Annotated in this window: 22 protein-coding genes and 2 tRNA genes; 9 read left to right on the top strand and 15 right to left on the bottom strand. The window is 39.0% G+C overall.

Annotation, left to right across the window (positions count from 1 at the left end):
• Positions 1–12: 12 nt before the first annotated feature.
• A complete protein-coding gene (locus M2408_RS25835; protein WP_259187464.1) occupies positions 13–1,179 on the bottom strand; it encodes a putative sugar nucleotidyl transferase in 1,167 nt (388 codons plus the stop codon).
• 78 nt (positions 1,180–1,257) lie between these two features.
• Positions 1,258–1,506, bottom strand: a complete 249-nt coding sequence (locus M2408_RS25830) for a type B 50S ribosomal protein L31 (protein ID WP_077437478.1) — start codon at positions 1,504–1,506, stop codon at positions 1,258–1,260.
• A 227-nt stretch (positions 1,507–1,733) separates the two neighbouring features.
• Here M2408_RS25830 and M2408_RS25825 point away from each other — a divergent pair, with 227 nt between their 5' ends.
• Positions 1,734–2,072 (top strand): DUF2853 family protein, encoded by a 339-nt coding sequence (locus M2408_RS25825; RefSeq protein ID WP_223585151.1) that lies wholly within the window; start codon positions 1,734–1,736, stop codon positions 2,070–2,072.
• Between the two features lie 26 nt (positions 2,073–2,098).
• Here M2408_RS25825 and M2408_RS25820 read toward each other — a convergent pair whose 3' ends face one another.
• Complete coding sequence (locus M2408_RS25820; protein ID WP_259187463.1) at positions 2,099–2,746, bottom strand: carbohydrate-binding family 9-like protein; 648 nt, start codon at positions 2,744–2,746, stop codon at positions 2,099–2,101.
• A 73-nt stretch (positions 2,747–2,819) separates the two neighbouring features.
• Entirely contained in the window at positions 2,820–3,926 is a 1,107-nt protein-coding gene (locus M2408_RS25815) for a phosphotransferase enzyme family protein (RefSeq protein ID WP_259187462.1), read from the bottom strand.
• A gap of 232 nt (positions 3,927–4,158) precedes the next feature.
• Between M2408_RS25815 and M2408_RS25810 the strand changes: the two genes are divergently transcribed.
• Together M2408_RS25810 and M2408_RS25805 are read left to right on the top strand one after the other, a co-directional pair.
• Positions 4,159–5,505 (top strand): Gfo/Idh/MocA family protein, encoded by a 1,347-nt coding sequence (locus tag M2408_RS25810; RefSeq protein ID WP_259187461.1) that lies wholly within the window; start codon positions 4,159–4,161, stop codon positions 5,503–5,505.
• Positions 5,506–5,651: 146 nt separating this feature from the next.
• Positions 5,652–6,944 (top strand): hemolysin family protein, encoded by a 1,293-nt coding sequence (locus M2408_RS25805; protein ID WP_259187460.1) that lies wholly within the window; start codon positions 5,652–5,654, stop codon positions 6,942–6,944.
• Positions 6,945–7,031: 87 nt separating this feature from the next.
• Here the strand turns inward: M2408_RS25805 and M2408_RS25800 are convergent, their stop codons facing one another.
• From M2408_RS25800 to M2408_RS25765, 8 genes are all read right to left on the bottom strand, one after another.
• Positions 7,032–8,621 (bottom strand): peptide MFS transporter, encoded by a 1,590-nt coding sequence (locus tag M2408_RS25800; RefSeq protein ID WP_259187459.1) that lies wholly within the window; start codon positions 8,619–8,621, stop codon positions 7,032–7,034.
• 83 nt (positions 8,622–8,704) lie between these two features.
• Positions 8,705–10,279 carry a peptide MFS transporter gene (locus M2408_RS25795; RefSeq protein WP_259187458.1) on the bottom strand — a complete coding sequence of 525 codons (1,575 nt, stop codon included), beginning with the start codon at positions 10,277–10,279 and terminating at the stop codon, positions 8,705–8,707.
• Positions 10,280–10,524: 245 nt separating this feature from the next.
• The gene (locus tag M2408_RS25790) at positions 10,525–11,415 is read right to left on the bottom strand and encodes a TIM barrel protein (RefSeq protein WP_259187457.1); all 891 of its coding nucleotides are present in this window, start codon (positions 11,413–11,415) and stop codon (positions 10,525–10,527) included.
• A 24-nt stretch (positions 11,416–11,439) separates the two neighbouring features.
• Complete coding sequence (locus M2408_RS25785) at positions 11,440–12,168, bottom strand: (Fe-S)-binding protein (RefSeq protein WP_259187456.1); 729 nt, start codon at positions 12,166–12,168, stop codon at positions 11,440–11,442.
• A 20-nt stretch (positions 12,169–12,188) separates the two neighbouring features.
• The gene (locus tag M2408_RS25780; protein WP_259187454.1) at positions 12,189–13,487 is read right to left on the bottom strand and encodes an MFS transporter; all 1,299 of its coding nucleotides are present in this window, start codon (positions 13,485–13,487) and stop codon (positions 12,189–12,191) included.
• A gap of 10 nt (positions 13,488–13,497) precedes the next feature.
• Positions 13,498–14,817, bottom strand: a complete 1,320-nt coding sequence (locus M2408_RS25775; protein WP_259187452.1) for a D-alanyl-D-alanine carboxypeptidase/D-alanyl-D-alanine-endopeptidase — start codon at positions 14,815–14,817, stop codon at positions 13,498–13,500.
• Positions 14,818–14,941: 124 nt separating this feature from the next.
• Positions 14,942–16,672 carry a RagB/SusD family nutrient uptake outer membrane protein gene (locus M2408_RS25770; RefSeq protein ID WP_259187451.1) on the bottom strand — a complete coding sequence of 577 codons (1,731 nt, stop codon included), beginning with the start codon at positions 16,670–16,672 and terminating at the stop codon, positions 14,942–14,944.
• Positions 16,673–16,694: 22 nt separating this feature from the next.
• Entirely contained in the window at positions 16,695–19,964 is a 3,270-nt protein-coding gene (locus M2408_RS25765) for a TonB-dependent receptor (RefSeq protein WP_259187449.1), read from the bottom strand.
• Positions 19,965–20,381: 417 nt separating this feature from the next.
• On the opposite strand from M2408_RS25765, the gene mqnC reads away from it, so the two are divergent.
• The 3 genes from mqnC (at position 20,382) to M2408_RS25750 (ending at position 22,385) form a co-directional block, all read left to right on the top strand.
• Entirely contained in the window at positions 20,382–21,506 is a 1,125-nt protein-coding gene (gene mqnC, locus M2408_RS25760) for a cyclic dehypoxanthinyl futalosine synthase (RefSeq protein ID WP_259187446.1), read from the top strand.
• A 9-nt stretch (positions 21,507–21,515) separates the two neighbouring features.
• The gene (gene scpB, locus M2408_RS25755) at positions 21,516–22,076 is read left to right on the top strand and encodes an SMC-Scp complex subunit ScpB (RefSeq protein ID WP_120259394.1); all 561 of its coding nucleotides are present in this window, start codon (positions 21,516–21,518) and stop codon (positions 22,074–22,076) included.
• Positions 22,077–22,229: 153 nt separating this feature from the next.
• Positions 22,230–22,385, top strand: coding sequence for a hypothetical protein (locus tag M2408_RS25750; RefSeq protein ID WP_167457266.1), 156 nt, complete (start codon positions 22,230–22,232; stop codon positions 22,383–22,385).
• Between the two features lie 98 nt (positions 22,386–22,483).
• On the opposite strand, the gene trxA is transcribed toward M2408_RS25750, so the two are convergent.
• The 3 genes from trxA to M2408_RS25735 are packed head-to-tail and all read right to left on the bottom strand — an operon-like array spanning position 22,484 to position 24,368.
• Positions 22,484–22,780 carry a thioredoxin gene (gene trxA, locus M2408_RS25745; protein WP_259187443.1) on the bottom strand — a complete coding sequence of 99 codons (297 nt, stop codon included), beginning with the start codon at positions 22,778–22,780 and terminating at the stop codon, positions 22,484–22,486.
• 2 nt (positions 22,781–22,782) lie between these two features.
• Positions 22,783–23,511 (bottom strand): rhodanese-like domain-containing protein, encoded by a 729-nt coding sequence (locus M2408_RS25740; protein ID WP_259187442.1) that lies wholly within the window; start codon positions 23,509–23,511, stop codon positions 22,783–22,785.
• Between the two features lie 8 nt (positions 23,512–23,519).
• Positions 23,520–24,368 carry a glycoside hydrolase family 25 protein gene (locus M2408_RS25735; RefSeq protein ID WP_259187441.1) on the bottom strand — a complete coding sequence of 283 codons (849 nt, stop codon included), beginning with the start codon at positions 24,366–24,368 and terminating at the stop codon, positions 23,520–23,522.
• A 67-nt stretch (positions 24,369–24,435) separates the two neighbouring features.
• On the opposite strand from M2408_RS25735, the gene M2408_RS25730 reads away from it, so the two are divergent.
• The 3 genes from M2408_RS25730 (at position 24,436) to M2408_RS25720 (ending at position 26,131) form a co-directional block, all read left to right on the top strand.
• Complete coding sequence (locus M2408_RS25730; protein WP_259187440.1) at positions 24,436–25,320, top strand: bestrophin family protein; 885 nt, start codon at positions 24,436–24,438, stop codon at positions 25,318–25,320.
• Positions 25,321–25,413: 93 nt separating this feature from the next.
• Positions 25,414–25,501, top strand: a tRNA-Ser gene (locus M2408_RS25725).
• Between the two features lie 545 nt (positions 25,502–26,046).
• Positions 26,047–26,131 (top strand) — tRNA-Ser (locus tag M2408_RS25720).
• Positions 26,132–26,317 lie beyond the last annotated feature (186 nt).

Raw genomic sequence — 26,317 nt, 5'->3', positions numbered from 1 at the left:
GATTTTTACGATTTAATTATATTTTTTGTTAAGTTGATTCAATTCCCTTATGAGCCGTTCCGGTAGTTCCTCATTTTTCGATATATATAGTGCTTCCAGATACGCCATAAACTTATCAAAGTTATAGATCTGTGTATCCCCATTGAACACCCAGGCAAACGACGGTACAAATTTAGCATAAAAACTTGTATCTGCTAGCATACTTGCAATTCCAATTACGGTTCCGGTATTGAAAGATGAGTTGATCCCCGCTCGTGTATAGTCACCTATAAAGACACCACACTTCAATAAGCCTGTATCTCTAAAGTCTTCCAGTTTATAATCATAAATCGCAACCGTTTTTAGATTGTTTTTTAGATTTGAATTGGATGTTCCTGCACCGAGATTACACCAGTCACCAATGACCGAACAGCCCAAATAGCCGTGATGACCTTTTGCGGAGAAGTCACCAATAACTGAATTACCCACTTCACCACCTACAACGCTCTGCTTACCAACAGATACATTCCCATAGATTGTTGCGCCCATTTTCACGACAGCCCCCTTCCCTAGGTATAAAGGTCCCCGGAGATGCGCCCCTTCCATAATTGTAACACCTTCATCAATATAAATGGGTCCGGTGGTCGAGTTGAGTGTCACACACTCCATCGTGACCTGTTCAGCAATGTAAAAATCTGTACCCAGCAGCTGGTTTGTCGGAGAGACAGTCGCAGCAGCTGTCTTTTTTGCTAAAAGATTGAAATCATTGACAATTTCAGCGCCCGTTAATAAAAACAGATCCTCTACCCCTTTCAACAAAGATATGGTATCATCAGCATCCTTTAGTTTAAAGACACCCTCTTGATGATATCGCCAGGCGAAGACTGTTCCATTTTGTTGCAGGGCATCTCCCGCTTCCATTGCAGTAATAACCCGCAATAAGCCCTCAGATGGAATAATATTCTCAGACAGGCACACAATACCATGTTCCAGAACATCACCTACAACAAGCTCTAATTTGAACACCTGAGCCAAGCTATTCCATTTCTCTCTTAGCGACAGTATACCGACACGCAAGTCAAGACAGGATTTAATAAAGGTAAAAGGATATAAACTCTTTTTATCAAAAGAAGTCAGCGGGAAAGTGAGCTTATCCAACGGTCGGATAGCATCAAAACAATCTACAAAAAAGATTTTCACAAAATAAAAATAACAAAAAAAACCCGACAAATAACATTTATCGAGTTCTTAATATTGTAATATACAGATCTGCTACAATTATTTTTTGTTGTAACGGCTACGGAATTTGTCGATACGTCCAGCAGTATCAACCAATTTCATTTTACCTGTATAGAAAGGGTGTGATGTATGAGAAATCTCTAATTTTACAACTGGATACTCATTACCATCTTCCCACTGAATAGTCTCTTTCGTGTCAACACAAGATTTAGTAATAAAAGCATAGTCGTTTGACATATCTTTAAATACAACTAATCTGTAATTTGAAGGATGCAAATCTTTTTTCATTATTATTATGATTACGTATATTCAATTATTGAGGTGCAAAGATAATTTATAAAAATGTAATTTGCAACAATTGCAAAGAATAATTCGCTGAATTTTTCCACACTTTCAGTTACCGGCACTTAAACGGTTACAAATGTAACAATCTTTATTTATCCCCCAAGAATTATTTTGTTTTCCAAGTTTTTTCTCCTAACTTAACTTACTACAATTAAATCATTTACATAATTATGAGCAAATTAGATGAAAAAATTGCTGCATATACTGCAGAATCCAAAAAACTTGGTCTATCACTAGATGATGCGTTTATTGCAAAAGTGACAAAAGGAATGGGACCTTCCATTTACAATGCAGATTCAGAAACTATTGCAGCATCAGATCCCGAGGAGCTTAATCGTGTCAAGCAAAATTTCCTGATCAAAAAATTAGGTCTTAAAGATGGTCCTGATTTAGACAAGGCATTAGAAGAGGTTATTACCGCTATTGGTAAATCCAATAAAAATAAATACCGTGTTTTGGTGTATGCTTTATTGGCAAAAAAATTCAAAAAAGAATCTGTTTACCAATAAGCATCAACATTTTAATAATCCAACTTCTATCCAAAAATCAATTCCCCAAAGAATTGAGGTAAATGGAAATTAGGAGTTGGATTATCTACTTTATTCCATGACAGAAAATGCGGATTTTTTAGGTTGTCACCACACTTGTAAAAGTTCCCATGTATTTTCTTCCCTTTCAGATCACTTGTATCATTAAATTTAAAGACAGCCAGTGGAATGACCTGGATCATACTCCAACGTCTGTCAGTACCACTATGCCGTTCAATCATGGAGAATGCCTGCACCGTCTCAATCTCCGCCACACTGAGCCTGTTTCTCGTTGATTTATCAGGAGTTCCGTAGCCGATCAGTCCTGTTCCTATCAAATTAAACTCAATATTATAATAATGCTTACGATCGTCAAACGAAACGAAAAGTTCTACACAACTATCCTCCCATACATTTTGATTCACCTCCGCATAATTTCCACGCAATTGCTCTTCTGCGACATCAAACTGTAACAGCAATGCTTTTTGCGTGTAACCAATTTTAAATCGCACCTGCGGCTTGTAAGGATACGACTCGCTCCAATTACTATATTCCAATGTATTCCATTCCAAATCTTTGACAAGATCCGAAAGCTGATTAAAATTGTGACTGCCGGTCAAATCTGATGCAATAGGCAGAATGGTTAGTTTCTTCATATACAATAAAGTTAAGAAAAAGAAGCTTCATCATCAGATGGAAGCTTCTCAAAATATTAAAGGTATAAAATCGTTAAATACAATCAAAAATTACCTTTCTCATAAATTCCTCATTCTTTTCCATCTCCTCTACCAATTTCAGCTGTGTATTGGTGCGTACCAAATTATGTTCGTCATATTTGGTTTTATAATAGTGGTCACCCTCGAGATAATCGGTCAAGAAACGTACACCTTGCATATAAGGCAACAAAAATGCGCCATCCACTAAAGTTTCTTTTTCCAGTGTCGTCAAAAATTCGTTTGCTTCTTCCAAATACCCTTCCGCATAAGCCTTATACAACGAAAGGTTCAGTATGATTTTCGATATATCCTTCTCATCTTCAGCAACGGGATTAATAATGGTGCGGATGGCATCCCCAAAATCATAAGCCACATACCCTGGCATAACTGTATCCAGATCGATTACACATTGCATTTTATCATGAACATCCAACAATACATTGTTAAACTTTGTATCGTTATGTGTGATACGTAGCGGCAATGCACCTTTATTTCCCAAATCCAGAATCGTCTTCATGCGGTCTTCACGGTTAAAGATAAAATCCAGCTTATCTTGCACCAGACGAACACGTTGGCAGACATCTTTTGCGATAGCCTTTCTCAGGTTATCAAGTCGGAATTCCACATTATGAAAATTAGGAAGTACCTCCACAATACGGGAAGCATCCAGGTCAGAAAGCTGTTTCTGGAACAGTCCAAAAGCACGTCCGCCTTCTGCGGCCTGCACTTCTGTCTCTACAATATCATAACTCTTCGTATCCTCGATCAGGATAAACATACGCCAGTAATTCCCGGTACTATCCGTTGTATATAACTTGCCCTCCAGTGTAGGAATGATCGTCAGAACATGATCACTAACCTGTTTGCCTTCGGCAACTTTTACTTTTTTACTGAGGTGTTTTGTTACTATTTCAATATTATGCATCAAGCCGTCCACATTTGGAAAAACGTGATGATTAATGCGTTGCAATAAATGCGATATCCCGCTATCTATGGAGGTAATTACACGATAAGTATCATTGATATGACCAGAACCAAAAGGCTGCACTGAAATGATATCTCCTTCTAATGTAAATTGTTTTGCTGCGTTCTCTACTACTAATTGGTTAAAATCAGACATTAAACTATGTTTTTTAAATCATCAATGTGCTTGCAATATCATAAATTGAATTAATAAATGATAATTTTTATTTCAATCAAACGATTGCATGAAATTTAATAAATTTAAACAATCGTTTGCACTTTCATTTATAGCAAATGAAATAATATATTTGTTGATAAGAGCCAGTCACATAGACGGTTCTTATTGTAAGATAAATAACTAATATACAAACTCCTCATATCTCAAAACAATGGATAGAAGAAATTTCATTAAATCAACTGCCATCACTACCGCTGGAATCGGCGTTCTTTCAAGCACAGACCTATTCGCTCAAACAAACGGGAAGATAAAAATCGGCTTTATCGGGGTTGGCCTTCGCGGACGTAATCACGTTCAGATTGCCTTACATAGAGACGACTTAGAAATTGTGGCAGTATGTGATACACAAGAAGAATCTCTTGCACAATGCCGTAAACAGTTCAATGAGAAAGGCACCAAACTTCCGAAAGAGTATACTGGAGGCGTTGATGCTTACAAAAAAATGTTGAGCAGCGAAAAATTAGATGCCGTTATCATCGCAACACCTTGGCAATTTCACAAAGACCAAGCTATTGATGCCATGAAAGCGGGTTTATATGTAGGTTGTGAGGTTATCGCAGGTTTAACAGTACAAGATCACTGGGATGTCGTAAAAGCTTCTGAAGAGACAGGCAAACCTTACATGACATTGGAAAATGTTGCCTTCCGTCGTGATGTGCTTGCTGTACTAAATATGCACAGACAAGGCTTATTCGGCGAATTGTTACATCTTGAAGGTGGCTATCAACATGATTTACGCGAAGTTCTATTCAATGATGGAAAGAGTTATTACGGTCATGGTGTAGAATATGGACCTAAAGCACTTTCTGAAGCACAATGGCGTACACAGTTCAACATAGACCAAGATGGTGACCTTTACCCAACACATGGTTTAGGTCCAATCATGCAATTTGTTGATATCAACAAAGGCAATAGATTTACACACATTACATCTTACTCAAGTAAGGCACGTGGTTTGGCAGCCTATGTAAATAAAGTATCACCAGGGCATGCAAACAGCAAGCTGAACTATAAAAACGGTGACATTACACAAACGATGTTACAATGTGCGAATGGTGAAACTATGTTGTTGACACATGATACCCACTTACCAAGACCATATTCTATCGGTTTCCGTGTACAGGGTACAGATGGTATCTGGATGGACGTCGCTAAAGGTATCCATATCGAAGGTAAATCAAAACCCCACACTTGGGATCCGGCAGACGAATGGGTTAAAAAATATGATCACCCTATCTGGAAGAAATACGAAGAACTAGCAACTGGTTCAGGTCACGGTGGTATGGACTGGTTTGTATTCAATGCATTTATCCAAGCTGTAAAACAAAAAGTTCAAACGCCAATTGACGTTTATGATTCAGTAACGATGAGTGCGGTATTCCCACTTTCTACAGAATCTATCAAAAAAGGTAATAAAACGTTAGAGTTCCCAGATTTCACAAAAGGAAAATGGAAGACAAAGAAAAACACCTTTATGCTTGACGATAGCGGTATGTAATATCGAAAAATACCATAACGAAAGAAGCTGTATCCCGAAAAGATACAGCTTCTTTCGTTATGGTATTTAATATAATACCGATAGTTCTACCATTTAGGCTGCCTTTTTCTTAAATTAGCGTTCACAAACAATTTTTCCATAACATTATGCTCACCGAAGCAATTATAATCTTAGTACTAATCATCTTAAATGGAATCCTGTCTGCTTCCGAAATTTCAATTGTTTCCAGCAGAAAGGCGCGCTTACAGGCCGAGAGCGATAAGAATAATCCAGCTGCCAAGATTGCACTACATCTCAAGGAATCCCCCAATAGCTTCCTATCCACAGTACAAATTGGGATTACGCTAATTGGTATCTTAACAGGTTTCTTTTCGGGTGGTAGCATCTCCGCCTACCTGATCGAAGTTTTTAATAAATCGAGCATACTCGCACCCTATAGCCACGAGCTAGCGGTTGTTTTGGTGGTGCTGATCATTACCTATTTTTCATTGGTTCTTGGCGAACTGGTACCCAAGCGTATTGGTATGGCTATCCCTGAAAAATACGCCATGTTCATTGCTTACCCCATGAACTTGCTCAGCAAGATTGTCAGACCATTTGTCTGGTTATTGAGTGCCTCTACTGAGTTTATTGTCAAGATCCTCAATATCAAAAGTACGGGAAACAGTGTGACTGAAGAAGAGATCAAGGCATTGGTCGACGAGGGGGTCGATAGTGGCGTGATTGAAGGCATTGAACACGATATCGTGGATCGTCTCCTCAGTTTAGGCGACAAAAAAGCGATCAATCTGATGACCCACCGCAAGAACATTGTATTTCTGGATCTTGAGGATAGTTTTGAGGAAAACAGGCAGATTATCCTTGACAATGACCATTCCATTTATCCTGTTTGCGAAGGTGGACTGGATAATATCAAAGGTGTTGTTCATGTCAAATCGCTGCTTAGACAATGTTTTCAAAACAAACCCTTTGATCTCAGGGAACTTCTATTGCCGATCAAATTTGTCAACGAATTCAGTCCTTCATATAGTATTATGAATACGCTGAGAACATCGCAGGTGCATCAAGCAGTGGTTATCGACGAATATGGCTCTCCACAGGGTATTATTACACTACGCGATATTGTAGGAGACCTCGTTGGTAACATTACCGAAAGCGACATCAGTGTACGCCCCAAAATGCGTCAAATGGAAAGCGGCGACTATGTTGTCGATGGCCAATATCAGATCGAGGATCTCCTGGATGAATTTGAAATAGGTCTTTCCGAAGAAGATGAGGACGACATCAACAATGTCACGACAGTCGGAGGCTTGGTATTTTTATTACTGGATCACGTTCCTGAGGAGGGCGAACGTGTACGCTTCAAAAATATGGTATTTGAAGTATTGGACATGGATGGCAATCGTATAGATAAGCTGTTATTAAAAATCGAGGAATAAAACGAAGTTTATCACTTTCAATAACAATAAAGGGCCGATCAATTATGATCGGCCCTTTATTGTTATTCTAATTTTAAGACAGTTATCTTAGTTGATGCCATGCATCATCTTTTTCAAAATAGGATTGAAAACGATTAATAATAATGCTGTCACAGCTGGAACGATTGCAAAGATCATGAAGAAATAAGACATCGAATGCTCTGCTGTAATTTTATCAATATACGAACCTAAAAATCCACCGATAAAATTAGCGATAGCTGAAGCACAGAACCAACAGCCAAAAAGTAAGCCTAAAAACTTCTTTGGAGAGAGTTTACTTACATAAGAAAGTCCTACAGGTGACAAACAAAGTTCTCCCGCTGAGTGGAAGAAATAAGCGATAACAAGCCATATCATACTCACTGAAGCTGTTTTAGCTCCCTGTGGAATATCATTTGCACCGTAAGCCAGGGCTGCAAAACCAATACCGACCAAGATCAAACCCATAGCGAATTTTACGGGTCCCGAAGGATTCCATATTTTTTCCCAGAATTTACTGAAAGAGGATGCTAACGAAATAATAAAAAAGGCATTTAATATCTGGAACCAAGAGGCACCAACTTCCGAACCTGTTATACCGATCTCACGAAATACTTTCCATAAGCCCAAGCACCAGATAATACCAAAAGAAATCGCTGTAAACAAAATCGTCAATGGATATTGTTTATAGATCTTTCTGGCTAGTGCGGTCAATACAATAGTTACAATAACAATAGGAACAATCGTTAAGATAGTATCAATCCATTTAAAGGCCACTGCTGAGTCCCCCGAAAGTACACGCTGTGTATAATCTTTGGCAAAAATAGACATGGAACCTCCGGCTTGCTCAAAAGATAAAAAGAACACCACACTGGCAAGCATGAATATTGTCACCACAATAAGGCGGTCTCTAACGACATTACCGGGTATAACCTCATCAACCTCTTCATTATTTTTCACTTTCTCGTCGTGATGAGCCTGTAGAGCTTTGGGAGTATCGCCAATAATTCCGAATATTTTCTGTCCAAAATAGAATTGTAACATTCCAAAAAACATGAAAACCCCTGCTAAACCAAATCCATAGTGCCAGCCGATCTTCTCACCAATATAACCACACAAAAGCATTCCCAAAAATGAACCAGCATTGATACCCATATAGAAAATCGTGTAACCAGCATCTTTCTTCGCGCTTTTATCCGGATATAGATTTCCAACCATCGAGGAAATATTTGGTTTGAACATCCCATTTCCCAAGATCATCAAGAGTAGACCTAAGAAAAAGAAGCCTGAATTGACAGCCTCAAATGCCATGGATAGATGACCCAGCGTCATAATCAATGCACCGATCAAGATGGCTTTTTTAAAACCGGTCAATTTATCTGCAATCATACCACCGATCAACGGGGTCAAATAAACAAAACCTGTATATAAACCATATAACTTCATTGCACGCTCATTGCTCCATTCCCATCCCCCATCAGCGATCGTACTGATTAAAAATAAGGTCAATAGCGCACGCATTCCATAATAGCTAAAACGCTCCCACATTTCCGTAAAGAACAGCACAAATAATCCGGCAGGATGCCCATTTACCATCTTGTCATCTATCCCCTGCTTGGCCAGATGTGCTACAAGAACTTGATCTTTTTCTTGATTCATATAATTTCAATAATTGTTTTATAACTCAGGTTTTGTTTTTAATTTGATAAAAATCGCATGAAGATACACTATTTTTCTATGAATTAATCAATCCCATGCATCATCTTTTTTATTTTTTTATTACCGAGCAACAGAAATACAGCCGCTATCATAGGTATGACCGTAAACACGGCAAAGAAAAACGACATGGAATGTGATTCGGTTATCTTATCAATATAAGAACCAATAAATCCACCGATAAAATTAGCGATGGCATTGGCACAAAACCAAAAACCGAATAACAGCCCCAGGAATTTCTTTGGTGACAATTTACTCACATACGACAAGCCCACGGGGCCAATGCACAGCTCACCCACTGTATGAAAAAAGTAAGCCAATACCAACCAGATCATACTGACCGAAGCTGTCTTTGCCCCTGTTGGAATCTCTGCACTCCCTATTGCTAAGGCCGCAAACCCAACACCGACCAAGGTTAGCCCCATCGCGAACTTAATCGGGCCAGAAGGATTCCATACACGCTCCCAGATCTTACTGAATGAAGTTGCTAGCGTTATGATAAAGAAAGAATTGAGCATGGGAAACCAGGACACGGTCACTTCCGAATTCATGCCATGATATTCACGGTAAACCTTCCATAGACACAACGACCAGATAATCACAAATGAGATACTGGAAAAGAGTATGATTAAGGGGTATTTACGAATGATTTTCTTCGCCAATACAAAGAGTACTCCGGTAATCACAACAATAGGTACAATAGTTAACGCGAAATCTGCCCATTTAAAAATGGTGGCAACATCTCCGCTCAATACACGCTGGGTATAGTTTTTGGCAAATATGGTCATCGAACCTCCGGCCTGTTCAAAAGCCAAATGGAACACAATACTTGAAAACATAAAAATCGCAATGACCAATAGCCGATCCCGTACAATATGCTTTGGCTGTTCATCGTCCTGATTTAATTTTTCCGAAACAGTGCTTTCTTTTTCTGGCGTATCCCCTATTTTCCCAAAAATGCGTTGTGCAAAGTAAAACTGCAACATGCCCAGAAACATAAATATACCTGCAAGTCCAAAGCCATAATGCCAGCCTATTTTCTCGCCAATATAACCGCACAGCATCATGCCCAAAAAGGCCCCACCATTGATCCCCATATAGAAAATCGTATATCCGGCATCTTTTTTACCGCCCTTATCAGGATATAATTTACCCACCATAGAAGATATATTGGGCTTGAACAAACCATTTCCCAGCACAATAAGGATCAATCCCGCCAGAAAGAAATTTTTATTAAATCCCTCCATGGCCATCGAAATATGGCCCAGGGTCATGATGATCGCCCCCACCATGATAGACTTTTTATATCCTGTCAGACGATCCGCAATAATTCCACCGAATAAAGGCGTTAAAAAGACCATCCCCGTATACAGACCGTACAGCTTCATGGCCTCCGAATTTGTCCAGCCCCAGCCATGTTGCGCAATCGTCGAAACCAGAAAGTTTACCAATAGCGCGCGCATGCCATAGTAACTAAAACGCTCCCACATCTCCGTAAAAAACAAGACAAATAATCCAGCGGGATGCCCCTTCACCAATACTCGTTCAGCACCCACTTGATTTAAGTGAGATTCCAGAACAGCATCTTTTTCAAAATTCATGTTTTTCTAATCGTTATTTTTCAATATCAGGTCGTGTGATTTCAATTTATCCAATACTATCCAGCCCAGGTCATCCTACATTCATAGGCTACTAAAGCAGTGTGCTACAATCAAATTATTCGACAAAATAATATGGACAAAATTTAGATTTACTTTAATAGGATATCTCCTATCAATTAAATTCTCAGTTAAAAACAAAGTTCTTTTCAATAGCATGAAAAGAACTTTGTTTATATACTTTTATATTAAATCAATGGACGCAAACGCTCCAATAATTTTTTAGTTGCGAAGATTCCTTCCTCTTCACTCAATTTACTTCCTTCGTACTCAATCCCAACATATCCTTTGAATTTCGCCTTTTTCACGATTTTCAACATACGCTCATAGTCAATTTGGGTTTCATTACCATTCGCATCAAAATCATGTGTTTTCGCGCTTACACCATGCGCATAAGGCATTAAATCTGTCACACCTTGATAACGGTCATATTCATAGAAATTACCCAAATCAGGTAAGCTTCCACAATATTTGCTTCCTACAGCTTTCAGGGTTTTAGCCAACCAGTCACCATGCGAGGAAATACCACCATGATTTTCAACGATAATACTGATACCTGCTTTTTTTCCGATATCCGACAGCGTAGTTAAACTCTCTACCACACGTTTGCTTACTTCATCCGGTGTACCTTTACCAGCAGCGTTTACGCGGATGGCATGGCAACCCAAAAAGTTCGCGGCAGAAATCCATTTATAGTGATTTTGTACAGCCTGTTTTCTTTTAGTTTCATCTTCGTCACCAAGATTTCCCTCACCATCAATCATGATCAACACATTCCTTACACCATTATCCTTTGCACGCATGTTCAGTTCAGTCAGGTAATTGTTATCATTAGCCTTGTCTTTAAAGAATTGATTCACATACTCTACACCATAGATACCATATTTTTTTGCAGCTATAACCGGGAAATCCAAATTGTTCAGATCACCTTTAAATAAAGTTTTATGCAATGACCATTCAGCCAAGGAAATGTCAAACCAGTCTTTCTTTGCTACAGCAAAGCTCTCCAATGATGGCGCCAATGCTACACCAGCAGAGGCTAATGCAAGGTTTTTAAGAAAATCTCTTCTAGAATTCATGTGTTTAGATTTAAAGTGTGTTATTTATATATTTCCCCAACCAGTAGTCAGTACGTCCACGAGATGCATGGTCTGGATGGGTAATTTATGTTTATCAATATACGCCTGCAGTTGCAACAGGCAAGACGAATCTGTCGAAATAATATAATCAGCATTCAATGCCATGGCATTCCTGACTTTCTGTTCCGCCATGGCGGCCGATATCCCCTCAAACTTGACAGCAAAACTTCCACCAAAACCGCAACAGGTTTCACTATCTTTTACTTCCACCATTTCCAATCCCAACACCTTGCTAAGTAATTTTCTCGGCTCATCCTTGATCTTGCACTCACGTAGGGCTGAACAAGAGTCATGATACACCCCAACACCTTCCAATTCAGCTCCAAAATAATCCTTTTTCAATACATTGACTAGGAAATCGGAAATCTCCATGACCTGTTGTTGTATTTTATGACATTGGTGGGAATCTGCAGAATTTGCGAACAGATCGCTATAACCATTTCTGACCATACCGGTACAGGAGGCCGAAGGAGAAATAATGACATGATCTCCCGAAAAATCTTCTAAAAACTTCTTTCCTACCTGCTTCGCATCGTCCCAAAAACCAGCGTTATAAGCTGGTTGCCCACAGCAAGTCTGATCAGGATTATAATTCACCTCACAACCCACCTTCTCCAATAAACGGACCGTGTTAAAAGCGGTTTCTGGATAAAGCTGATCTATAAAACAAGGAACAAAAAGTTCTACCTTCATATTTAATTCAATCAATAAAATTAAGATTTATTGGATATTAATATCCGCACCAAAAGTAACAATCCGATTACAAAAAATAAAGAAAGTACCAGTGCAGAATAGCGAATATTATGTGTGATCTGTTCTATCAGGCCAAAGGAGAACAAGCCAATGACGATAGCCACCTTTTCTGTAACATCATAAAAGGAGAAAAAAGCCGTCGTATCCTTGATATCCGTTGGGATCAATTTGGAATAGGTTGACCGCGATAAAGATTGAATTCCGCCCATAACCAAGCCGACCAATGCGGCAATAATATAAAACTGCATTGCTGTAGCCAAGTAGAATGCAGCGATACAAATTGCAATCCAGATCATCACAACGACGATCAGCACCTTAATATTTCCAAAAAGTTTGGATAGGTACGACATCAAAAATGCACCTAAGATCGCTACAAGTTGAATTAAAAGAATTGTTGCAATTAATCGCTCAGCCCCCAGATGAAGAATTTTCTCTCCAAATGAGGATGCGACGATCATCAATGTCTGCACCCCGATCGCGTAGAAGAAAAAAGCGGGTAGAAACTGCTTTATTTCGGGTATACCTTTAATTTTATGAATCACATGGCCAAACTCATCCCGCACATTCTGTACAAAGCTTTTCCCGATATTATTGCCAGTGGCTTCAATTTTAGGTAAATATTTAAATGGAATCATGGAAAAGCCCAACCACCACAGTCCCACCATCAGAAAAGAGATCCGGGCAGGCAAAGACGGGTCAGTAATACCAAACCACTCCGGTTTCAATACTACGATAAAACAAAGTATCTGTAAGGTCACACAACCGATGTAGCCAAAAGCAAATCCTTGCGCGCTCACCCGATCCTGTTGATCTACAGTTGCTAACAGTGGTAAGTAGGAATTATTAAACAGCACCCCACCGATATAACCCATTGCAGCCAAAGCGAAACAGATAATACCGATCTCCAGAGTATCGAGTTTGAAGAAAAACAGACACATACATGAAATTGCTCCCACATAAGTAAAGAATTTCATAATCGGTTTCTTCAATCCTTTAGCATCCGCATAGGATGATATAAAAGGCAAAGAAAATGACATTAACAAATAAGCCGCAGCCAGAGCAAAATTAGAAAGCGCAGTATTGACAATCTTCAAACCAAAGAAATTAACAACATCACCATGTTCCTTTGTCGTTGTAATTGCGGTATAGTATACGGGGAAAATGGTTGAAGTAATCACGAGGTTGTAAGCGGAATTGGCCCAATCAAACATCGCCCATGAACGAATCAGTTTTTTATTGTTTTTTACAATTGCTTCCATTTAAATTGGCTTAATAAGTTTGACGAATATAAGTAATTATTTTAGCCATTTCTTTACGAATTACACTTGCGCGATCATCAATATAATTATTATTCATAAAAGAGAAAGCAAGCCGTCTTCCCGATCTTGTGACCAGATAACCACTCTGGTTATAGACAGACGTAATTGTTCCGGTTTTTGCGAAAACAAAAGGTTCGCCCTGGTCTTTCCCATAGGTTCTTTTCAACGTACCATCCACCCCACCAGCAGGAAACAGCCGAAAACGCACCTTTTCGTCCGGGATCTTATTTTTCAAAAGCACCAGCAAATCCACATTATTCTGTGGCGTGACCTTGTTATAGGAAGACAATCCCGATCCATCAAAAATCGCCACTTCATTCGAAAAGAACTTATAGACCTTATTTTTCATCCAGTCCCGAACTAGATAGGTATCAAATTGGCCATACTGCTTCCATGAGCACATCATCAAAAATTGTTCAGCGATAAAATTATCACTTGGCAACATCATCTCCCGAATCAGATTTTTGGTCTCTCCGGAATACAATATTTTTGTATCATTTGGCTTTTTATAGGTCAGCAGATTTACCTTCTTGCCTAGCGTATCTGACAACAATTTTACAAATAGACTATCTGAATAGATAAAAGGCACTTCATTGACATAATCGTTTGGCACAGGGCGTTTCGACATCCAAAAAACATTGCTCCGAAACGAGCGGGAAAGTTCAAAATCACCTGATTTAGGTTCAGGTAAAAAATTCAGGTCATTCTGAAAAATCCCAGGAGAAGTATTTAAATGATTATACCCTCTTTGACGGAAAGTGACCACATTGCCATAAATCGGGAAAGTGCTTATCTCAGGCTGATAGTATGCTTCGAAATCCTCCATTGCCCAACCGTGAGCATAGAACTTATTTTTCATTGTCCCGGGCACAACATAAATCGTTTTGTTCGTTCTTTTCAGAAAGTTATAGACCACCCGCGTATCGAGTCTATTATGCAAAAAGGTCGGATCTCCTGTTCCCCAGATCAACAGGGAGTCACCCCTTTCCACATACTCCAACCCAGGGATGGAGTCACCCAACAGCTCCAACGCGGCATAGGTTGTATACATTTTGGTATTTGAAGCTGGAGTAAAATGCTTATTACCATTGACGTCCAGGACAAACTTATTGGCGTTTAAGTCGTACAGTGAAAACCCATAGAAATGATCATTTAATATTTTGGATTCCTGAAGCATCCGATAGACGTCTTCAAAATCCTGTGACTTTACAATAAGGGTAGAAAATGGGATAAGCCAAAGCAGCAATATCGTGCGCAAGAAATTTTTCATTGGTTCAAACATACAAAAAAGAGCAACAACTCCTTTTCTCCTATTGCCAAAATTAACATACAAATCATTTAAAACGGCAAAAGGAGGAAATTCACTCCTCCTTTTGCTGTCTCTATATCAACTATTAATAACCGGGGTTTTGCTTTAGATTACCCATACTCGCATTGATTTCAACTTGAGGTATTGGGAAAATTTCATTTTTGTTAGGTGTGAAATTTATTCCTTTAAAGGTTGGCAAGATTCCTCCTTCAAAGGTCGAATAAGCTGCTATCACATCCTTTGCTATACCCCAACGTACAAGGTCATAAAAACGATGACCTTCCATTGCTAGCTCTAATCTACGCTCAAAACGCACAGCTCGCCGAGCATGATCTTGATCAGTAAATGCGAGATAAGGTTTCACATTATATTTCGCTGCGGGTTCCCCTTTATCTGTAAGTTTCCCAGGTAGTTTAGATGCTCTAATTCGAATAGCATTGACATATTTTAACGCCTCAGGAAGGTTATTCAACTCGATCTCACACTCAGCTGCCATCAAGATGACATCAGCTAAGCGAATAATATTTACATCCAGATCTGTCACATAAGTACCATCATTGGACGTATGCCCTGAAAACAGTGCCTTAGGGATCATTGTTTTAATAATTGAAAAAGGTCCTGCGTGTGGACGTTGCCCTTCTTCAGCTCTCAACCACGCGTCGCCAGGAAAAATTCCATAATCTAAATACATGACCCCTCTCCTTCCAACATTATAGTCAAGACGGGGATCGAATTGAAGGTTTGTATTCACTTTGTAATCAGCAAGGTCCTTACCTGTCAAAAGAATATCCGAAGTATACGGATTGTTTCGATAAGAACCATCTAACAACGGTAGTCCATTCGCATCAACTTTATACGCATTAACCAGATCTATGGAAGGTTGATAAAAGCCACAACATCCAACAGGGCCACCATTTAAACCCGACAACATATCTCCAACATTCGCATTGTCACCCGAACCATCAGGGTTAATTATATGCTTTGACACCATAATAGCCTCAGGACCATCTTCTTTTAACACATCATAGTTGTTCTGATAAGGCATTGCGGTAATATCTTTCCCTGCGATGACAGCCTTAAACAAATCGAGCGCTTCTCTATACTTTTTCTGATAAAGATAAAATTTCCCTAAATATGATTTTGCCACATTTTGATCCATTCGTCCAGCCTCATTGTTAATTTTCGTCAGCGGCAAATTCGCAATAGCTGTTTTCAAATCACTTTCAATCAGCGGTAAAATATCCTGATCATTTTTAATAGTTTTCGCCTCTTCAATTGGGGTATTTTCATTTATAATTGGAATATTTTTAAATACACGCCATAGTAGAAAATAATAATGGGCACGTAGCAATTTCGCCTCTCCTTCGATCTGCTTAGCACGCTCCCCAGTCACAGTCTTTTTAGAACTCTGATCCTGCGCTAATAATTTCAATGTTGTATTAGCACGAAGCACGCCCTCATAATACACCTGCCACATTGTACTCAAATTGTCATTCGAAGAAATAGGAGAAAAGTTCACCAATGCATTCATATTAGGCTGATCTGTAGGTACAGATCCCTTATGTGCATTATCTGAAATAATTTCACCAAATACCCATTGGCTCGGAGCAGAAGCATAATTACCCCAGGTACCGTTCACATTCCCATTTAATATAGCATAAGTGCCGATCAGCGATGCTTCTACACCTTTTTTTATTCCGACCTGATCTTCTATCAATTGTCCTTGTGTATTCTTTTCCAAAAAACCTTTACCACAGCTCGCTAAACCCAGAATAGCGATCCCTGTGATTCCAAGCAATATTTTTATATTTTTCATTTCACTCAAATTAAACATTAAACTAAAATCCTACACTTACTCCCAACATGTATTGTCTTGACTGTGGATACACTCCAAAATCAACGCCAAGTGCAGGGTATTTGGATGGTGTCGCAGTAACCTCGGGATCTAATCCTTTATATTTTGTAATTGTAAACAAATTGGTCACCCCTAGATAAGCACGAAGTCTCTTCACACCTGTATTTGACCCAAATATTTTATCAGTCTGAAAGTTATATCCGATCTGGAAATTTTTCATTTTGAAAAAGCTCGCATCTTGGATATAATAAGTTGATGAAGCGTATTCATTAGGAGACACTTTATCTTTGGTTATCGATGGTACAGCACCTAATGTGTTTTCGGTACTCCACATATCCTGGAGCCGAGTACTTTTTTGCCCATCAAAAACACCAAAATCAGTAAAATAACGAGTTGCTTCATAATTTTCATTACCTTTTGATCCGTAGAAATACATCATCATATCAAAATTTTGGTAACGTGCATTAAAATTAATTGCATAGGTAAAATCTGGATGTGGACTACCAATAATCGTTTTATCACCTTCGTCTATTTTACCATCATTATTGATATCCTCGAAGCGGAAACCTCCCACACGAGCCAAATCATAAGAAGCGTACTGAGTCAACTCGCCTGTATTTTGATAAATTCCTACGACCTTAAATCCATAAAATGCACCAAAAGGACTCCCCGCTTTCATAATTGATGTTTCCATACTCCGAAACGCACCATATACAACCTGTTCGACTCCCGGAGCGAGTGAAAGAATTTTATTGTCGTTTTTCGAGAAGTTAACCCCTAAGTCGAAATCGAATTTATTCGGATCATGTTGCTTATGGTGATAGTTAAGCGACAACTCTACCCCTTTATTTTGCATATCCCCCACATTTAAATAAGGAGAGTTACCCCTTCCAACCGCTGTTGCAGGTAGAGGCAAAGCAAACAACATATCGGTGGTTTTCTTATTATACCAGTCAAATGTTCCGTCTATCTTACCTTCAAGAATAGAGAAGTCCAGTCCCAGATTGAGCGATTTAACCTGTTCCCATTTCACATTTTCATTTTGATAATCGCTGATCCACATCCCGCTAACAAGATTTCCACCAATTGGATAGGAGGACGAGTTTTGTGATAGTTGAAATCTCTTTAAATATTGGTAACCTGGAATACGTTGATTTCCGGTAATTCCGTAACCCGCCCTAATTTTCAAATCATTCAACCAAGAGATATTTTTCATAAAGTCCTCCTGTGACAAACGCCACGCCGCACTAGCTCCTGGAAATACACCATATTTGTTATTCGGCCCGAAATTTGAAGAACCATCTCTTCTCACTGTGGCACTTAATATATAACGATCTTTGTAGGAATAATCCACCTTTCCAAACATCGAAAACAACGAACCATAGTTTCCTTCACTCTCACCTGATCTCTTACCCCCAGAAGTTACATAAAAATAATCTAAGTTATTCGTAATAAAGTAATCATTCCCAGCCCCTTTAACCTGCCGATGCGAATTGTCAATCGCCTCTGTTCCTAATAGGATATTTAAATTATGAACATCGTTAAAATTCGCTTTATAATTTAAGGTATTTGTCCAGGTCCATTCCGTATTATACCCCGCTGTTTCTGCTATCCCATTATTGGCACTTCCCTCCTGAAATTCAAGATTCGGATAGGTGTAATCAACACCATAATAATTTTCATATTTAATACCAAAACTTGTCCTGAATGTCAATCCCTTCAAAATATCGTATTCGCCAAAAGCATTACCAAAAAACAGGTTCGATCTATTCACATCATCTTTTGCGCGATAAGCAATAGCTACGGGATTTTCACCATTTCCCCATCCACCTTTCGACCCAGCGAAATTTCCACCCTCGTCATATACAGGAATGATATTTTTAATACGATAAGCAAAACCAATCGCACTTCCCTCGCCGATATAATCACCTGCAGTATTTGTATTTACACCTATTCCATGTCCTTTGGTCATACTATATTGCATATTTTCACCAAAGCGCAATTTTTTATTGAAAGCAGAAAAATTAGTATTTGAACGCACATTAAACCGCTCAAAACCAGTATGTATAACAGTTCCTTTCTGTCCCAGATATCCCCCTGATACAGCATATGAAGCATTTTCACCTCCTCCTACTGCACTCAATTGATAAGATTGCGTAGGCGCATTTTGCGACAATTCCTTGAACCAATCTGTTCCCGCCTTATTTGCTTTGGTAATTTGAAAAAATTCTTCTTTATTGTCCGCGTAGTTATACTTGGACATATCCACATTCTTGGGATCAATATCGCTTCCAGAAAGTGAACCATAAAGCAGATAATCTGGAAGATCTCCCTTATTACCGTTTATCTTGTATACTTCCTGAGGGTTCAACATCTTCGGAAAACGGCCTCTATTAGGTACCTGTACACCATAATAGGTGTCTAGACTAATTTGTGGCTTTCCTGATTTACCTGATTTTGTCGTTATAATAATAACACCATTATTCGCACGAGAACCGTAAATAGACGCCGCCGATGCATCTTTTAAGACCTGCATAGACTCAATATCATTCTGGTTTAACCAGCTCAGTTTTCCTTCGTACGGAACACCATCGATAACATATAATGGTTCATTATTATTAATCGTACTGAAACCACGAATCTTAATTGCAGGTGTTGCCCCTGGAGCACCATCTGTTACAACTTGAACCCCAGTTGCACGGCCTTGCAAGGACTCGACAGCACTCGCCGCTGGCGTGGTTTTCAATTGGTCTGTATTGACGACAGCGACAGATCCCGTCAGATCTTTCTTACGTTGCGTCGAATAACCTGTTACTACGACTTCTTCCAATGCACCTTCAGCAGAATTCAACGAAATTGTCAGATCCGCTTTTCCAGTGACGGTGACTTCAGCGCTTGAGTAACCGATGTAACTCACGACCAATACATCACCGACTTTTCCCTGGATCGTAAATGCACCATCCGCATCTGTTGATGTTCCCTTGCTTGTTCCTTTGATTTTAACCGATACACCGATAATCGCCTGGCCTGTAGTGGCATCTTTTACCACACCCTTAATGGGTATTTCCTGTAACCCATTAGTTTTCACCAACGAAACGACTTCAACTCGACCATGAGCAACAGCTCCTTTGGCAGATATCTGAGCAGTCATTCCGCCTGCGATGAGTAGAGAACTCATCAGCAAGAACCTCTTATTGAACTTTTGGCCCAATATGAGATCAAAACAGCAATTTTTGTCCGTTTTTTTCATCATAATTTTAAATAGGTGGTTTAAAAAATTTATGTTTATTTATCTGTTTGTTTAGCTTGGTAATGGTTTATTTAAGTTTTGGTCGTTCGACTCCAACAGAGACAATATGCATTATCACTGATTATGAGCCACTTTGGTTATCATTTTCAATTTCAGTTTGGTTATTTACAGAAATGTTAAAATCTGTTAAATAAATGTAAAGAATAAAAAATATAAAAAAAAGAAAATTCTTAATTTAAATCACAATACACTATAAATCAAGTTATTGTAGTTAATACACTAAGTCAAACATCCATATTTCTGTTACAAAAGAACGTTGAGAAAATTTAGTTTATCTGCTTCCCGCTCAATATCAAGTCGGAATGTCAAATATTCGCCAAATACATTTAAATCCGCTAAAAGGTACTTATATTTGTTTTGATGAATGTAAGTAGTTTATTAGAACGGGCGCTCCGATTTGAGTTCCTTTCCAAGGAAGAGGGTGTTTTTTTATATCAAAATGCACCTACAGCTGATTTGACTTTCGTAGCCAATGAATTGCGCAAGATACAAGTACCACATGGCAAGGTAACCTGGCAGATCGACAGGAATGTCAATACGACCAATGTCTGTATTGCAAACTGCAAGTTCTGCAATTTCTTTCGTCGTCCCGGTCATGAAGACAGTTACATCACCGATATCGAGAGTTACAAACAAAAGATCGAAGAAACATTTAAATTCGGTGGCGACCAACTTTTGCTACAGGGAGGGCACCATCCGGATTTAGGTATTGAATTCTACAAAAATCTATATAGACAGTTAAAGGAACTTTACCCTACACTGAAACTCCATTCACTCGGTCCACCGGAAATCGCCCATATTTCTAAACTGGAAAACATGAGCCATATCGACGTGTTGACTCAATTGAAAGAAGCAGGTCTTGATTCTTTACCGGGAGCCGGAGCCGAAATTCTCAATGATCGTGTGAGACGTTTGATATCCAAAGGAAAATGTGGTGGTAAGGAATGGCTCGATGTGATGCGCGCAGCGCACAAAATCAATCTGCCTAGTTCCGCTACCATGATGTTTGGGCATATTGAAACTATTGAAGAGCGTTTTGAACATCTGGTATGGATCAGAGAAGTGCAAGATGAAAAACCTGACGATTCTTATGGTTTTATAGCCTTTATACCTTGGCCTTTCCAAGATGATGGCACATTATTAAAAAGACTCCGTGGCATTACCAATGATGTTACAAGTGAAGAGTATATCCGTATGATCGCTTTGAGCCGAATCATGTTACCGAATATCAAAAATATCCAGGCATCATGGCTTACAGTTGGAAAACGCACCGCCCAGTTATGCTTGCATGCTGGTGCCAACGATTTTGGATCCATTATGATCGAGGAAAATGTCGTTTCGGCAGCAGGTGCTCCCCATCGGTTCACCTCTAAGTCAATACAGGAAGCGATTCTGGAAGCGGGGTTTGAACCGCAATTGAGAACGCAAAAATATGATTTCAGAGAACTGCCTGCGCACATGGTCGAACAAGTCATTAACTATTAATACCCTACATTGAAAGACGTCATTAGAAATATTGAAGCAATTATTTTTGCTTCTGCAGAAGGAATAGATCTTGCCGATATCAAACAGATTCTACAGGAAGCCTTGGCTATTGAAGTATCGAAAGAAGAGTTGCGTGAATTGATCAAAAAGATTGAAGACAAATATCAGGATGAAGATCAGGTATTGGAGTTGCGGTATATCAATAATTCATATCAGTTTCTGACCAAAGCGGTCTATCACGAGGCGATACAGCAATTACAAAATCACAACAACAAACGCAAGCTCAGTCAATCGGCTCTGGAAACACTTGCCATTATCGCATACAGACAGCCGATTACCAAACTGGAAGTTGAGCAGATCAGAGGTGTCAGCTGTGATTATTCTATCCAAAGACTACTGGAAAAGAAACTGATCAAAATAGCTGGAAAAGCCGATACAATAGGCAAGCCATTGTTGTACGCGACCAGCCAACAGTTTATGGATCATTTCGGAATCAATGGTGTTCGTGATCTTCCGCAGCTAAAAGATATCGTTACGGAAGACAATGCAATTGGCGAAACAAATGAGTAAATAAAATAAAATAAATTTTTATTTTTAAAAAACAATTCAACATATTGATTAGCAGAAAAATAAAGGGCTATATTTTTTTTAAAAAAAGTTTTAAAAAATAGTTTTCTTCTCTAATTTTACAACATTGAATAAGCAACAATAAAGTATTATTTTATGAACACGGCAATATTAGCTAACGAAGATCTTGAAGAAGTAAAATTCGCGTCTTTCAATGGACCCGATGACGACGATGATGATTTCGAAAACGATGATTTCGAAATTCCTGAAATTGAAGGATTGGATGACTTCGACGATGATGATGAGTTTTAATATTTAGTGCTATATAACACTACCTATCAAAACCAGAGAATCATTAAAAAAATAAGGCGTTCAATTTGATTGAACGCCTTATTTTTTTACCCACCGATTTATTTCGCCTGGTCGATTAGCTTATGCAATTCCATCTTTGGGATCACCCCACTCTGGCGCCACAGCTGTTGACCATTTTTAAATAATATAAAAGTAGGTACTCCACTTACTTTATAAATGGAAGCAATTTTTGGATTCTTATCCACATCTATTTTTATAATCGATAGATCCTCCTGATAAAATTCCTTTACATCCTGTAACACCGGCGCCATCGTCTGGCATGGACCGCACCACGTCGCAAAAAAATCCACTAAAACCAGCGAATTTGATTGAATAATCTGGTCAAAAGTTGCCATTATTAATTCTCCTTTATTTCATCTTTCAATGCCTTATATCCACCCTGAATATTGCACACATTTTTAAATCCTTTGGCACGCAAAATAGAGACGGCAACCGCACTGCGATAACCCGATTGACAATGCACATAAAGTGGCTTATTATCTTTTTCTAGCGTGTTACCAAAATTAATGAAATCCGTCAAGGGAATGTTCATTGCATTGTCAATATGTCCCTTATCAAATTCTTTCACTGTCCGTACATCCACAATATGACCTGGATCTGATCTTTCTCCAAATTCCCCAGCACTCAGATTTATAACAGAATCGATAGGTTCTCGTTCCTTCCAGCGGTCTATCCCTCCGTCCAATATACCGATTGCTCCCCTATAGCCCAATTGCGCTAGACGTGCAGCCACCGCAGTACGGTCTTGCTCCTCAGCAACAATTAAGAGCTTTTGGTTTTTATCAGGTACAACCTGTTTCAAGAAAGTATCAAATGGCCCCTTAAAACCTACATTGATCGATCCTGGAATGAAACCCTTTAAGAAATCATCACCTGACCGAGTATCCAACACCACCACATCATGCTGTTTACGCAGTTTTCTAAATTGCTTCAAGGCAAGTAATGGTAAATCAGCTATGGTATAATGTGATTCTTTTTGCTGTAGATCTGATTTTGCATTAGCTGGCAGAGCACCAGGACATATAAAGACAGCCCCTATCAATGCGGCTACTAAAATTCTGTTCATCTTATTTGCTATTTAAAGGGGATAAGTAATTTTTCCAATTCCGTTATTTTACCATTGTAGATATTTAAATCGACATTTCCACGGATACCGGTCACCGAGCCTTTTTCTGAAAATTGCCAAAATGCCCAATGCTCTTTTGGATTTTCGATCCAAAAATTATAGTTCGCGATCCAGAGGGTATAGTTTGCGAATTCCTTTTCTAAAAAATCACTATAGAATTTATCTCCGGAGTATAGGATAGGTTTGACTTTATAATGCGCTTCCACCTCGTCGAGCCAACGTTTCAATCCCACTTTCAGGCTATCCATGGATTGCTGTTTTGGATGCTCCTCAATATCGAGTACGGGGGGAAGATCTCCTGGATGGAGCTCAACCTTACGGATAAAATTTTTGGCCTGTTTGACCGAATTTTCATTTGGCCGAAAATAATGGTATGCACCCCGTAATATAGCTCGGTTACGTATTTTGGACCAGTTGCGGCTAAATTTATCATCGATACCCTTCTCCCCCATCGTCGCCCGGATAAATACAAAGTCAATGGGAAATTGATCGTTTATCGTGTTCACTTTCTGCCAGTCGATATCTTCCTGATAGGTCGAAACGTCAATACCAAACACCTTGTCATCATGCTTACTCATGATTTCGATATTACGGATATCATACTTAGCTTCCTTTGTTAAGGATTTATTTTTGGATGTTGCCACACGGAAGTAATACATTATTCCGGCTTTATAGTGCCATGCAACAAGAAATAAGAAAAACATAAACATCCCCACGATCATCCATATCCATTTGGTTTCGCGAGGTTGCTGTTTCTTCCCACTCCCTTTTGTTCTTTTTGATTGCTGTTGCGCCATACGATGATGAAGTTACGGCAATCACAATTAACTCGCAAAGTTTTCGTAACAATTTATATTTTTGTATATGATCGTATACAACCCTAAAGATTGGCTGTCAGCAACTTTCAAACTGCATAAATCAGACACGTTTATAAAGCTATTACCGTTTCTTATCTTAATAGCTGTCTACTCTTGGGCTATAGCCTACCTCGAAATGGAATATCTCAAATTAAATGAAAGAAGCTGGGTTAAAAACATTACCATCGTCCATAACCTGCTGGGTTTTGTAATCTCCCTATTGCTGGTATTTAGAACCAACTCAGCCTATGACCGTTGGTGGGAGGCACGCAAACAATGGGGCACATTGACCAATGTCAGCCGGGCCTTTGCCTATAAGCTCAACGCCATGCTCGATGCGGATGACAAGGTCAATCGCAGTTTCTTCCGAAAAACTATACCCTTGTTTGCAGAGACCCTATATGATTTTTTGCGATCCGACTACACCAAGTTTATGCTCGATGAAAACGAGCATCCCGAACTTAGGGCGTTGGACAGCAAGAAGCATGGTCCAAATCAGGTTTCCAATATGATTTTTCAGAAGATAAACGATCTTTACAAAGAAGGAATTGTCAGTGGAGAACAGTTGATTATACTCAATGAGGAGATTGTGTCCATGACCAATGTATGTGGTGCCTGTGAACGAATAAAAAATACGCCAATTCCATTAGCTTATAGCGCGTTTATCAAGAAGTTTATTATCTTCTATACGATGACACTTCCTGTAGGTTATGTTTTTTCGATCGGATATTTTGTTGTCGTTGCCGTTCCGTTTATCCTCTACGTATTAGCTTCGCTTGAATTGATCGGCGAATCCATTGAGGAGCCTTTTGGTATAGATCAGGATGATCTACCGATAGATAAAATAGCTGCCAATATCAAAAAACACTGCCACGAGATTATCCCAGCATAGCATTTTGAAAATAATCTAGCTCATTTTCAAACCATAAGACATTGCTGCAAAAATAAGTTTTGCAAATCTATTCAGAATTTCTACTTTTGTCGCGGAGAGTTGGCAGAGTGGTCGAATGCGGCGGTCTTGAAAACCGTTAACTGTCACAGGTTCGGGGGTTCGAATCCCTCACTCTCCGCCACCAAAAATAAAGCCCGACGATAGTCGGGTTTTGTCGTTTATAGACTTTTGCAAACAATGTTTGATAAAAAGTGTATAAACGACGAAAAAATGAACGGAGTGAATGGCTTTATTTTATGGTGAAGCCTCCCCCATCGGGATCATATTATTATCCCTCACTCTCCGCAGAAAGATCCTTCATCGAAAGATGAGGGATCTTTTATTTTACAGACAAGTTGATAGAAATTTACACTTAGTCATAATCTGGTATATTTTTGCCCAGGATGATATTTCGCCTGATTATTAGCATACCCGATTCTATTATTGGGAGGACTATCCCTGAACCACCACGATTTTCAGCAGTCTCTTTTTTCACAATTGATTCCGCGTGATCGAATAAAAGACTGATTTTGCCATCTGAGCTATTTGTAATTCTTAAAAAAAATCATTCAATAAAAACCTGATATCCAGGAACATTTTTGGCATAAATCGTCCAAATGGCACATTAAACGAAGAAAAATGTAAAATAAGTTTTGTAAATCTGTTCAGAATTTCTACTTTTGTCGCGGAGAGTTGGCAGAGTGGTCGAATGCGGCGGTCTTGAAAACCGTTAACTGTCACAGGTTCGGGGGTTCGAATCCCTCACTCTCCGCAGAACAAGCCTTTCAGAAATGAAAGGCTTTTTTCGTTGTATTCGGATTTGAACCAAAAGGGTTGGTCGGGGTTCGAACTTTATCATCTTCCCCTACCGTCTCTCAGGTTAACAATTAGAAGATTTTTCGATAAAAAACCTGAGTTCTTTCTTTCAGATATCCAGGTACTTTTTTGTAGATTTACG

The organism is Sphingobacterium sp. BIGb0165 (assembly GCF_024810095.1).
GTDB classification, from domain to species: domain Bacteria; phylum Bacteroidota; class Bacteroidia; order Sphingobacteriales; family Sphingobacteriaceae; genus Sphingobacterium; species Sphingobacterium detergens.
Note: the sequence above shows the minus strand (reverse complement) of the source record. Positions and strands in the feature narration are given on the sequence as shown.